We start from the raw sequence: 13,594 nt of genomic DNA, 5'->3' as shown, positions 1-13,594 counted from the left end.
GCGTGAACCAGAGGCCCCGCCGGCCGGGGCCGGTCCGGAGTGGCAGCGCCGCCGGGGACGCAGGAGTGCCCGGTCACCGAGGACGGATCGCGGCCGGCCGTCGTGCGCGGAACGCGGGGCCACCGCCGCGGAGGCACGACGTGCGGGCGGCCACCCCGACCGACCCCCTAGTCCCGGTCGCGGGCGACCCCTGGGCACCCCGCCCGGACAGGGGATGCAGGGGCTCTCCCGGCCGTGCGGGACGCCGGTTAGCTCGGGGCGGACCGCACGAGGCTGACGAAGGGGCGACCATGAGTTCTCTCTCCGAAGCGGTGCTCGCCGACGCCGCGCCCGACGAGATCGAGCGCCTCCCCCTGCCCGCGGAGTACGTCGCCGCGCACCTCCGGGTCGAGGACGTCGACATGTTCCGCGGGGTCGAGGACAAGGACGTGCGCAAGTCGCTGCGCGTCGGCCCGGTCCCGATGCCCGAACTCGCGCCGGACGAGGTCGTGGTCGCCGTGATGGCCAGCGCCGTCAACTACAACACCGTGTGGTCGGCGATGTTCGAGCCCATCCCCACGTTCCGGTTCCTGCGCCAGTACGCCCGGCAGGGCGGGTGGGCCGCGCGGCACGACCTGCCCCACCACGTCGTCGGCTCGGACGGCGCGGGCGTCGTCGTCCGGGTCGGGGCGGGTGTGCGGCGGTGGCGGGTCGGCGACCGCGTGGTCATCAGCCCGGTGCACGTGGACGACCAGGAGGCCGCCACCCACGGCGACGGGATGCTGGGCGACGAGCAGCGGGCGTGGGGGTTCGAGACGAACTTCGGCGGCCTCGCCGAGTACACCGTGGTGCGCGCCAGCCAGCTGGTCCCCAAGCCCGCGCACCTGACGTGGGAGGAGGCCGCGAGCAACCCGCTGTGCGCGGGCACCGCCTACCGGATGCTGGTGAGCGACCGGGGCGCGCGCATGAAGCAGGGCGACGTCGTGCTGGTGTGGGGCGCGGCGGGCGGGCTCGGCGGGTACGCCGTGCAGTTCGTCCGCAACGGCGGCGGCATCCCGGTCGGGATCGTCGGCTCCGCGCACAAGGCCGAGGCGGCCCGCGCGCTCGGCTGCGAGATCGTGCTCGACCGGTCGGAGTTCGGGCTCACCGACGACGTCGCGGACGACCCCGCGCGGGTCATCGAGGTGGGCAAGCGGCTCGGCCGGGTCATCCGCGAGCGGACCGGCCGGGACGCGGACATCGTGTTCGAGCACGTCGGCCGGGCCACGTTCGGCGTCTCGCTGTTCGTCGTGCGGCGCGGCGGCGTGGTGGTCACCTGCGGCTCCAGCACCGGCTACCACCACGAGTACGACAACCGGTACCTGTGGATGAAGCTCAAGCGGATCATCGGCAGCCACGCGGCCAACCTCCAGGAGCAGTGGGAGGCCAACCGGCTCATCGGCCTCGGGCACGTCGCGCCGACCCTGTCCGCCGTGCACCGGCTGTCCGACGTCGCCGAGGCCACCCGCGCGGTGCAGGCCAACCGGCACATCGGGAAGGTGGGCGTGCTGTGCCTCGCGCCCGAACCCGGCCTGGGCGTGACCGACCCCGGGCTGCGGGCCCGGATCGGCGAGGACCGGGTCAGCCCGCTGCGCGGCTTCGGGGAGCGGTGAGCGCCGCCGCACCGGGCGCGGTCGCCGTCGTCGGGATCGCCTGCCGGCTGCCCGGCGCGCCCGACCCGGCCGCCTACTGGCGCCTGCTGCGCGACGGGGTGGACGCCGTCGGCGCGCCGCCCGCCGGCCGCGACCTGCCCGCGACGCTGCGCGCCGGCTTCCTGCCCGACGTCGACCGGTTCGACGCCGCGTTCTTCGGCATCCCGCCGCGCGAGGCGGCGGCCGTGGACCCGCAGCAGCGCCTTGCGCTGGAACTGGCGTGGGAGGCGTTGGAGGACGCGGGGATCGTGCCGGCGTCCGCCGCCGACGCGGGCGTCTACCTGGGTGCGATCTGGGACGACTACGCCCGCCTCGGCGTGGGCATCACCCGGCACACCGCGACCGGCGGCAGCCGGGGCATGATCGCCAACCGGGTGTCCTACCTGCTCGGCCTGGGCGGCCCGTCGCTGGTGGTGGACTCGGGCCAGTCGTCGTCGCTGGTCGCGGTGCACCTGGCGGCGGAGGCGGTGCGCCGCGGCGAGGTGCCGCTCGCGCTGGCCGGCGGCGTGAACCTGGCCCTGCACCCGGACACCTTCGAGGTGAACCGGCGGCTCGGCGTGCTCTCGCCGGACGGCCGCAGCCACACCTTCGACGCCCGCGCCAACGGCTACGTGCGCGGGGAGGGCGGCGGTGTCGTCGTCCTCAAGCCGCTCGCCGACGCGGAGCGCGACGGCGACCGCGTGCACGCCGTCCTGCTGGGCAGCGCGGTGAACAACGACGGCGGCGGGACGACGCTCACCGCGCCGTCGCGCGCGAGCCAGGAACGGGTGCTGCGCGAGGCGTACGCGCGGGCCGGCGTGGACCCGGCTTCGGTGGCGTTCGTGGAGCTGCACGGCACCGGCACGCCGGTCGGCGACCCGGTGGAGGCGGCGGCGCTGGGCGCGGTGTTCGGCTCCCGGGAGGAGCCGCTGCCGGTGGGGTCGGTCAAGACCAACATCGGGCACCTGGAGGGCGCGGCGGGTGTCGCGGGGCTGGTCAAGGCGGTGCTGGCGCTGCGCCACCGGCTGCTGCCCGCCTCCCTGAACTTCACCGCGGCGAACCCGGGCATCCCGCTGGACGAGCTGCGGCTGGTCGTGAACACGTCGCCGCGCGGGCTGCCGCCGGGGGCGACGGCGGGGGTCAGCTCGTTCGGCATGGGCGGCACGAACGCGCACGTCGTCCTGACCGGCTGGGACGGTGCCGCGGAGGAAGCGGCCACCGTCGGGTCGGATGCGGCTCGGGCGGCCACCGCCGGGTGGGGCGCGGCTCGGGCGGCCACCGCCGGGTGGGGCGCGGCCCGGGCGGCCACCGCCGGGCGGGGCGCTGCTCGGGCGGGCACCGCCGGATCGGGTGCCGGTGCGGGCGTCGCCGAGGGGAGCGCCGGCCGGCCCGGGCCGGTGGCCGTGCCGTTGTCGGCGCGGTCGCGTGAGGCGTTGGCCGCGCAGGCGGCGCGCCTCGCCGAGCTGACCGACCCGATCGCGGACGTGGCGTACTCGTCGGCCACCACGCGCACCGCGTTCGAGTACCGGGCCGTGGCCTGGGTCGAGCGCCTGGCGGAGCTGCGCGACTTCGACGTCACCGGTTGGCGGCCGGTCGTGGACGGAGGACTGGCGGTCCTGTTCACCGGTCAGGGCAGCCAGCGGGTCGGCATGGGGCGCGCGTTGCACGCGGGGTTCCCGGTGTTCGCCGAGGCGTTCGACGCGGTGTGCGCGGAGCTGGACGGTCACCTCGGGCGGTCGTTGCAGGCCGCGGTCTTCGACGGTGACGAGGAACTGCTGGCGCGCACGGACCTCACCCAGGCGTCGCTGTTCGCGGTCGAGGTGGCCCTGTACCGGCTCGTGGAGAGCTTCGGCGTCACCCCGGACCACGTGCTGGGCCACTCGGTCGGCGAGCTGGTCGCGGCGCACGTCGCGGGCGTGCTGGACCTGCCCGACGCCGCCGCGCTGGTCGCCGCCCGCGGCCGGCTGATGCGGGGCCTGCCCGCCGGCGCGATGGTGTCGGTGCACGCCCGCGAGGCCGACGTGCGGGCGGCGCTGGTGGCCGGCGTCTCGATCGCCGCGGTGAACGGCCCGACGTCCACGGTGATCTCCGGCGAGGCGGGGGCGGTGCGGGAGGTGGCCGCGAAGTTCGAGCGCACCCGGCGGCTCGACGTGCGCCACGCCTTCCACTCCGCGCTGGTCGAGCCGGTGCTGGACGAGTTCCGCGAGGTCGCGCGCGGCCTGACCCACCACGCGCCGCGCCTGTCGGTCGTGTCCAACCTGACCGGCCGGCCCGTCGAGCGCATCGACGCCGACCACTGGGCGCGGCACGCCCGCGAGGCCGTGCGGTTCCACGACAGCGTGCGGTGGCTGGAGGGGGCGGGCGTCCGCACGTTCCTGGAGCTGGGGCCCGCCGCCACGCTCGCCGTGCTGGGCCGTGCCTGCGCCGCCGAGCCGACCTCGGCGTTCATCGCCACCGGCGACGACGTCCGCCCCGCCCTGGCCGGGCTGCACGCCCGGGGCGTCGCGGTCGACTTCGGGTGGACCGGGCGGCGCGTGCCGCTGCCCACCTACCCGTTCCAGCGGCGACGCCACTGGCACGGCGAGGTCGCGGCCGAGCCCTCGCCCGCGCCGCCCGCCGACGTGGACGCCCTCGTCCGCGCGGAGGTCGCCGCCGTGCTGGGCGCGGACCCGGGGTCGGTGGAGCGCGACCGCACGTTCCGGTCGCTGGGCTTCGACTCCGTGATGGGGGTGGAACTGGGCGACCGGCTCGCCCGCGCGACCGGCCTGCGGGTGCCCGCCACCCTGGTGTTCGACCACCCGACGCCGGACGCGGTGGCCCGGTGGGCGCGCGCCGAACGGGGCGACACCCATCCCCGACGCGTCACCGACGATCCCGCCGAAGCCGAGGCCCGCCCCCGAGCCGCCGCCGACGGCTCCGGCAGCGACCCCGCCAATGCCCGCCCTCGACCCACTGCCGACCACCCCGCCGACGAACCCACCGACGACCCGATCGCCATCGTCGGCATGAGCGTGCGGCTGCCCGGCGGCATCTCCTCGCCCGAGGACTTCTGGGCGCTGCTCGAATCCGGCGGCGACGCCGTCGGCCCGTTCCCCACCGACCGCGGCTGGGACCTCGACGCGCTGGCCGCCCCCGACGGGCCCGGCACCTCGACCACCCGGCACGGCGGCTTCCTGACCGACGTCGCCGGGTTCGACGCCGCCTTCTTCGACATCTCCCCGCGCGAGGCCGTGGCCATGGACCCCCGGCAGCGGCTGTTCCTGGAGACCTCGTGGGAGGTGTTCGAACGCGCCGGGATCGACCCGCGGACGTTGCGCGGCAGCGACACCGGCGTCTTCGCGGGCGTCATGGACGACGACTACGACGGGGGCGACGAGGGCTTCCGGATGACCGGCGGCGCGGCGAGCGTCGTGTCCGGTCGCGTCGCCCACGCGCTCGGCCTGGAGGGCCCGGCCCTCAGCGTGGACACCGCCTGCTCGTCGTCGCTGGTGGCCCTGCACCTGGCGGTGCGGTCGCTGCGCGCGGGCGAGTGCTCGCTCGCGGTCGCGGGCGGGGTGGCGGTGCTGGCGTCGCCGGCCACGTTCGTGGAGTTCTCCCGGCAGGGCGGGCTGTCCGCCGACGGCCGCTGCAAGTCCTTCGCCGAGGCCGCCGACGGCACCGGGTGGGCCGAGGGCGTGGGCGTGGTCCTGGTGGAACGGTTGTCCGACGCCCGCCGCAACGGCCGCGCGGTGCTGGCCGTCGTCCGCGGCACGGCGGTCAACTCCGACGGCGCGTCCAACGGCCTCACCGCGCCCAACGGGCCCGCGCAGCAACGGGTCATCCGCGCCGCCCTGGCCGACGCCGGCCTGCGACCGTCCGAAGTGGACGCGGTGGAGGCGCACGGCACCGGCACCCGGCTGGGCGACCCGATCGAGGCCCAGGCCCTGCTCGCCACCTACGGCCGGGACCGCGTGGAACCGCTGTGGCTCGGGTCGGTCAAGTCGAACATCGGCCACACGCAGGCCGCCGCCGGCGTGGTGGGCGTGATCAAGTCGGTGCTGTCCCTGCGCCACGGCCTGCTGCCGAAGACCCTGCACGTGGACGCGCCGTCGTCCAAGGTGGACTGGACCGCAGGCGACGTGGCGCTGCTGACCGAACCGCGCCCCTGGCCCGCCGTGGCCCGGCCCCGCCGCGCCGCCGTGTCGTCGTTCGGCATCAGCGGCACCAACGCGCACGCCATCCTCGAAGAGGTCCCCGAGCCCCCGCCGGCCGAGGACGACGCGGACCTGCCGCTGGTCCTGTCCGCCCGCACGCCGCGGGCCCTCGCCGCCCAGGTGGAGCGCGTCGAGCGGTTCGTGCTGACCCACCGGCCGCGCCGGGTCGACGTGGCCGCCACGCTGGCCCGCCGCACGCCGATGGCGCACCGCGCGGTCCCGGGCGAGCGGCCCGCGCCCCCCGGCGGGGTCGCGTTCCTGTTCACCGGCCAGGGCAGCCAGCGCCGGGACATGGGCCGCGAGCTGCACGCCCGGTACCCGGTCTTCGCCGAGGCGTTCGACGCGGCGGTCCGCGCGGTGGACGCCGGGCTCGACCGCTTGCTGCTGTCGGCCGGGTCGTTCGACGACACCGCGCTCGCGCAGCCCGCCCTGTTCGCGTTCGAGGTCGCGCTGTGCCGGCTGCTGGAGTCGTGGGGCATCACGCCCGACCACGTGGCCGGGCACTCGCTGGGCGAGCTGGCCGCCGCGCACGTCGCGGGGGTGCTGTCGCTGGCCGACGCCGCCACCCTCGTGGCCGCGCGCGGCCGGCTCATGGGCGCGCTGCCGGCGGGCGGCGCGATGGTGTCGATCCCGGCGGCGGAGGCGGACGTGGCGGCCGCGCTGCCGGCGGGCGTCGCGATCGCCGCCGTCAACGGACCGGCGGCCACGGTGATCTCCGGCGACGAACGGGCCGTGCTGCGGGTGGCCGAGGCGTTCCCCGGCGCGCGTCGGCTGCGGGTGAGCCACGCGTTCCACTCGCCGCTGATGGACCCGGTGCTCGCCGACTTCCGCCGCGTCGCCGAACGGCTGGCGTTCCACGAGCCCGCGGTGCCGATCCTGCCGCCCGGCGCCCGGGACGCCGACTACTGGGTGCGGCACGTCGGCGCGCCCGTCCGGTTCGCCGACGCGGTCACCGGGCTGCGGGACGCGGGCGTGACGACGTTCCTGGAGATCGGCCCGGACGCGGTGCTCACCGCGCTCGGCCGCGACTGCCTGCCCGGCGAGGCGGTCGAGTTCGTGCCGGTGGTCCGCCGCGGCCGGTCGGAGGTGACGACCGCGACCACGGCCGCGGCCCGGCTGTGGGCGGGCGGCCACGACGTGGACTGGGCCGCCGTGCACGCGCCGTTCGCGCCGCGCCCGGTCGGCCTGCCCACCTACCCGTTCGAGCACCGCCGCCACTGGGCCGCGGACCGGCGGCCGCTGTTCGGCCCGTCCGTCCCGCTGGCCACCGGCGGCCTGGTGCGCACCGCGGCGCTGTCCACGCGGCAACGCCCCTGGCTGGCCGACCACGCGATCCGCGGCACGGTCGTCCTCCCGGCCGCCGCCGTGGTGGACCTCGCGCTCGGGGCCGCCGCCGAGGTCGGCGTCGCGGGCGTGGCCGAGCTGACCCTCGAAACGCCGCTCGCGCTGCCGGCCGACGGCGCGGTGGAGGTGCAGCTCGCCGTGGACGGCCCGGACCCCGACGGCACGCGGCCGTTCCGGGTGCACTTCCGCGCCGGCGACGGACCGTGGACGCGGCACGCCTCCGGCGTCCTCGGCGACGTGCCGGACACCGCTGCGCCGCCGGCCTGGCCCGACGACGCCGAGCCGGTGGACCTCGACGGCTTCTACGACCGGCTCGCCGACCAGGGCTTCGACTACGGCCCCGCGTTCCGGGGCCTGCGCGCGGCGCGCCGCGCCGGGGCCGAGGTGTTCGCCGAGGTCGAGCTGCCCGACGGGTTGGCCGGACCGGGCCTGCACCCGGTCGTGCTGGACTCGGTGCTGCACGTCGTCGGCCTCGCGCTGCCCGCCGAAACGACGCGCCTGCCGTTCGCGTGGAGCGGCGTGCGGCTGCACCGGTCGGGTGTCGCCGCCGTGCGGGCCCGCGTCACGCCGCTCGGCGACGACGCCGTGTCGCTCGTGCTGGCCGACGTCCACGGCGAGCCCGTGGCGTCCGTCCGGTCCCTCGTGGTGCGGGCACTGCCCGACCGGCTGCCCCCGGCCGCCGGCGTCCTGCTCGACGTGGCGTGGTCGCCCGCCCCGGCCCCGGGCCGCGTCACGCCGGTGGCCGTCCACCGCGTCCCCGCGACGGGAGGCCCCGTGCCGGACGCCGTGCGCGCGGCCGTGGCGGACGCGCTGGCGGCCGTGCGGCGGCGCCTCGCGTCCGACGACACGTCACCGCTGGTCCTGGTCGCCCGCGCCGGCCCGGCGCACGCCGCCGCGCAGGGCCTGGTGCGGTCGGCGCAGACCGAGCACCCCGGCCGGTTCGTGCTGCTGGAGACCGACCGGGACGTCACCGACGACGAGGCGGCCGGGTTCGTCGCGACCGGGGAGCCGCGCCTGGCCCTGCGCGACGGCGCGCTGCTGGCCCCGCACCTGGCCCCGATCACGCCGCGCCCGCGCCGCCGCGCCTGGGACCCCGGGGGAACCGTCCTGGTCACCGGCGCGTCCGGCGGGCTGGGCGCGCTCGTGACCCGGCGCTTGGCGGAGCGCGGCCTGCGGGTGCTGCCGGTCTCCCGGCGGGAGTGCGACGTGACCGACCCGGACGCGGTGCGCGCCCTGCTGGCCGGCATCCCCGCCGAGCACCCGCTCACCGCGGTGGTGCACCTGGCCGGAACCCTGGACGACGCCCCGGTCGACGCGCTGACGCCCGAGCGCCTGGACACCGCGCTGCGGCCGAAGGTGGACGGCGCGTGGACGCTGCACGAGCTGACCGCCGACCTGGACCTGGCCGGGTTCGTGCTGTTCTCCTCGGCCTCCGGCGTGCTCGGCGCGGCCGGTCAGGCCAACTACGCGGCGGCCAACTCCTTCCTCGACGCGCTCGCCCGGCAGCGCGCCGCCGACGGCCTCGCGGCGACCTCCATCGCCTGGGCGCCGTGGGCGGGCGTGGGCATGGCGGCCGGCCTGGCCGACGCCGACACCGCCCGGCTGACGCGGCTCGGCATGGCGCCGCTGCCCGCGGCGGACGGCCTCGCGCTGTTCGACGCCGTGCTGGAGCTGGACAACGCCACCGTCGTGCCGCTGCGGTCCGCGCCGCGGCGGGCGCGACGGCGACCCGACGGGGACGGCGTCACGCTGGCCGAGCGCGCCGCCGCGATGTCGGACGCCGAACTGGCCGGGGCCGCGCTCGACCTGGTGCGCCGCGAGGTCGCGCGGGTGCTCGACCACCCCGGCGTGGACGTGCGGCGCGGGTTCCGGGAACTGGGCCTGGACTCGCTCATGTCGGTGGAGCTGCGCGACCGGCTCGGCCGGGCGGCGGGCGTGCGGCTGACGCCCACGGTCGTCTTCGACCACCCGACGCCGCAACGCCTCGCCGAGCACCTGCGGGCCGCGCTGCGCCCGGACGAGGAGCCCGACGTGGACAACCTCGACGTGGACGACCTCGACGTGGACGAGCTGATCGCGCTGGCGCGGGCCGGCCTCGGCGACTGAGCACTGGGGGAGCGGATGGCCAAGTACGAGGACGTCGTCGCCGCGCTGCGCGACTCGGTCAAGGAGGTCGCCCGGCTCAAGCGGCTCGTCGGGCCGTCCGACGAGCCGATCGCCGTCGTCGGCATGGCCTGCCGCCTGCCCGGCGGCGTCGCCTCGCCCGAGGACCTGTGGCGGCTGGTCGAGGCGGGCGGCGACGGCACCGGCGCGTTCCCGGCCGACCGCGGCTGGGACCTCGCCGCGCTGCGCCACCCGGACCCCGACCACGCCGGCACGACCACCGTCGACCGGGGCGGGTTCCTGCCCGACGCGGCCGAGTTCGACGCGGCGTTCTTCGGCGTCTCGCCCCGCGAGGCGCTGGCGATGGACCCGCAGCAGCGGCTGTTCCTGGAGAGCTGCTGGGAGGTCGTGGAACGCGCCGGGATCGACCCGCGCTCGCTGCGCGGCAGCCGGACCGGCGTGTTCGCGGGCCTGATGTACCACGACTACGGGCACGGGGCCGCGCTGCCCGAGGGCGTCGAGGGCCTGCGGCTCACCGGCGGCGCGGGCAGCGTGCTGTCCGGCCGGGTGTCGTTCGCCCTCGGCCTGGAGGGACCGTCGCTGACCGTCGACACGGCGTGCTCCTCGTCGCTGGTCGCCCTGCACCTCGCGGCGCGGTCGCTGCGGGCGGGGGAGTGCTCGATGGCGATCGTGGGCGGCGTGACCGTGATGGCGACGCCGACCACGTTCGTCGAGTTCGCCCGGCAGCGCGGGCTGGCCGCCGACGGCCGGTGCAAGTCGTTCGCGGCGGCGGCCGACGGCACGGGGTGGGCCGAGGGCGTGGCCGTGCTGCTGGTGGAGCGGCTGTCGGACGCCGAACGGCTCGGCCACGACGTGCTGGCCGTGCTGCGCGGCAGCGCGGTGAACTCCGACGGCGCGTCCAACGGCCTCACCGCGCCCAACGGCCCGGCCCAGGAGCGGGTGATCCGCGACGCCCTGAAGGACGCCGGGCTGACCCCCGCCGACGTCGACCTGGTGGAGGGGCACGGCACCGGCACCCGCCTGGGCGACCCGATCGAGGCGTCCGCGCTGCTGGCCACCTACGGCCGCGACCGGGCGGAGCCGCTGTGGCTGGGCTCGCTCAAGTCCAACATCGGCCACACCCAGGCCGCGGCGGGCGTGGCGGGCGTCATCAAGGTCGTGCAGGCGATGCGGCACGGCGTCATGCCGCGCACGCTGCACGTGGACGCGCCGTCGCCCTACGTCGACTGGCACTCCGGGGCCGTGGAGCTGCTGACGTCGGCCCGGCCGTGGCCCGGCGACCGGCCGCGGCGCGGCGCGGTGTCGTCGTTCGGCATCTCCGGCACCAACGCGCACGTCGTGCTGGAGGAGCACCGGCCCGCCGACCGGCCGGCGACGCCCCAGCCGACCGGCGTGCTGCCGTTCCCGCTGTCCGCCGCGACCCCGCGGGCGCTGCGGGCCCAGGCACGTCGGCTGCACGACTTCCTCGCTTCGGCCTCACCCGACCCGAACCCGGCCGACCTCTCCCACTCCCTGGCCACGACGCGTGCCGCGCTCGACCGGCGTGCCGTGCTGTTCGCGGCGTCGGTCGAGGAGCTGCGCGCGGGTCTCGCGGCGTTCCCGTCCGGCGCGGTCGTCGGGGACGTCGCGGGTGGCCTGGCGTTCCTGTTCACCGGCCAGGGCAGCCAGCGGCCGGGCATGGGCGCACAGCTGCACGCGGCGTTCCCGGTGTTCGCCGAGGCGTTCGACGCGGTGTGCGCGGAGCTGGACCGGCACCTGGACCGGCCGCTCGCCGACGTGGTGCGCGACGGCGACCGGCTCGACGACACGCGCTACACCCAGGCGGCCCTGTTCGCCGTCGAGGTCGCCCTGTTCCGGCTGGTCGTGAGCTTCGGCGTGCGGCCGGACCACGTGGCGGGCCACTCGATCGGCGAACTCGTCGCCGCGCACGTCGCCGGGGTGCTGTCCCTGGCGGACGCGGCCACGCTCGTCGCCGCGCGCGGCCGGCTCCTGGGGGCGCTGCCCGCGGGCGGCGCGATGCTGTCGGTCCTGGCCTCCGAGGAGCGGATCGCCGACCTGCTGTCGGACCGGCTCGCGCTGGCCGCGGTGAACACGCCGGAGTCGGTGGTGCTGTCCGGCGACGCCGGCGCGGTGGCCGAGGCCGAGGCGGAGCTGGCGGCGCGCGGCGTCCGGACCCGGCGGCTGCGGGTGAGCCACGCGTTCCACTCCCACCTGGTGGAGCCGGTGCTGGCCGAGTTCCGGCGCGTCGCGGAAGGACTGGAGTTCCACCCGCCCGAGATCCCGCTGACGTCGGCGGTCACCTCGCCGGAGCACTGGGTGCGGCACGTCCGCGACACCGTGCGGTTCGCCGACGACGTGCGGTGGCTGCGCGACCGGGGCGTGACGACGTTCCTGGAGCTCGGGCCGGACGCCACGCTGACCGCGTTCGGGCGGGAGATGTCGGACGACGTGTTCGTGCCCGCGCTGCGCCGGGACCGGCCCGAGGTCGAGACGCTGCTCGCCGCGCTGGCCGAGGTGCACGTGCGGGGCGCGGACGTCGCGTGGTCGGCGCTGACGCCGGGCGCGCGGCGGATCCCCCTGCCGACCTACCCGTTCCAGCGGGAGCGGTTCTGGCTCGGCGCGCGGTCCTGGCGCCACGCGGTCGAGTGGCGACCGCTGCCGGTCGCGCCCCGGCCCGCGCGGTACCGGTGGCTGGTCCTGTCGCCGCCGGGGACCGGGCCGGTGGCGGGCGTGCGGACCGTCGAGGTGGACGACTTCGACGGGCTCGCGGACCGGTTGCGCGCGGAGGAGCCGTTCGACCGGGTGCTGTGGCCGGTGGGGCGGGACCAGCCGGCCGCCGCCGCGCTCGCGGTCATCCGCGCCGCCGCCGCGCTCGACTTCCGGGTGTGGGCGGTCACGCGCCGGGCGGTCGCCGTGGACGACCACGACCCCGCGCCGGACCCGGAGCAGGCGCAGGTGTGGGCACTGGGCCGCACGGCCGCCCTGGAACTGCCCCGCCGGTGGGGCGGCCTGATCGACCTCTCCGACGGGAACCTCAACACCGACTCCGCCACGCCCTCCGCCACCCCCTCCGCCACCCCCTCCGACACCGCCGACGCCTTCGCCCGTGCCGCCGACCTCGCCGGGCTGCCCGCGCTGCTGGAGGCGGTCGGCGAGGAGGACCAGCTCGCCGTCCGCGGTCAGGTCCTGGTCCGCCGCCTGGTGCGCGCCCGGTCCCGACCGGGGCGGGGGTGGCGGCCGCGCGGCACGGTGCTGGTGACCGGCGCGGACTCGCCCATCGCCGGACCCGTCGCACGGCTGCTGGTCGAAGCCGGCGCGGACCGGGTGGTGTGGGAGGCGGCGGACGGGCCCGTCACCGCCGTCGTCCACATCGCCCCGGTCGGCGGCGCGACCCCGTTGGCCGACACGTCGGCGGCCGACCTGGAGGTGCCCGCGCCCACCGGACTCGACGCGGTCGTCGTCCTCACCTCGATCGCCGGCACGGTCGGCAGCGCCGGGCAGGCGGCGTCGAGCGCGGTCAGCGCCCACCTGGACGCGCTCGCCGAAGGCGTCCGGCGGTCGGGTGGCGTGGGCATCTCGGTCGCGCTGGGCCCGTGGGCCACCGGTGACGCCGACCACCTGGCACGGCTCGGGCTCGTCCCCATGGACCCGGACGCCGCGGCGGCGGAGCTGGCGGCGGTGTTCGAGCGCGGCGACTCGGGCCTGGTGCTCGCGGACGTCGACTGGGCCCGGTTCGCGCCCGTGTTCACCTCCGCCCGGCCCAGCCGGCTGCTGTCGGAGCTGCACGAGCCGCCGCGCCCGACCGCCGGCCCGGTGGCCGGGTTCACCGGACCCGACCGGGAACGGCGCGTGCTCGCCGTGGTGCTGGCCGAGGTCGCGGCCGTGCTGGGGCACGCCTCGGCCGAGGCGGTGGACCCGCACAGGGCGTTGCGCGACCTCGGGTTCGACTCGCTCGCCGCGGTGTCGCTGCGCAACCGGCTCGCCGCCGCGACCGGGGTGGCGCTGCCCGCGACCCTCGTCTTCGACCACCCGACCGCGTCGGCCGTGGCCGGGTTCGTCGTCCGGCGGCTCGTTCCCCGGGAGCCGGCGGTGTCCGTGGACGAGCAGCTGGACCACCTGCGCGCCGCGCTGGCGGTCGCGCCCGACCGCGCCGCCCTCGCCCACCGGCTGCGCGAGTTCCTGGCCGAGCTGGTCGCCGAGCCCGCCGCCCGCCCGGCCGTCGGCGACGACACCAGCGACGAGGACCTGTTCGCCCTGCTCGACCAGGAACTCGGCTGAGCCCGG

The 13,594-nt window shown here is 77.6% G+C and carries 2 protein-coding genes and 1 pseudogene; all 3 read left to right on the top strand.

Translation table 11 applies throughout. The features are described from left to right. The first annotated feature begins 290 nt into the window (after positions 1-290). On the top strand, positions 291-1,631 hold the full coding sequence (ccrA, locus tag ACFXGA_RS04705; protein WP_378084392.1) for a crotonyl-CoA carboxylase/reductase: 1,341 nt from the start codon (positions 291-293) through the stop codon (positions 1,629-1,631). Continuing rightward, positions 1,628-9,292, top strand: a complete 7,665-nt coding sequence (locus ACFXGA_RS04700; protein WP_378084390.1) for a beta-ketoacyl synthase N-terminal-like domain-containing protein — start codon at positions 1,628-1,630, stop codon at positions 9,290-9,292. Before ccrA ends, ACFXGA_RS04700 begins: the two co-directional genes overlap by 4 nt. A 96-nt stretch (positions 9,293-9,388) precedes the next feature. Further along, positions 9,389-13,588 (top strand): annotated as a pseudogene (locus ACFXGA_RS04695) (type I polyketide synthase); the annotation flags it as partial. Positions 13,589-13,594 lie beyond the last annotated feature (6 nt).

Source organism: Actinosynnema sp. NPDC059335 (assembly GCF_042752395.1).
GTDB lineage: Bacteria > Actinomycetota > Actinomycetes > Mycobacteriales > Pseudonocardiaceae > Actinosynnema.
This window is presented reverse-complemented; position numbering and strand designations above follow the sequence as displayed.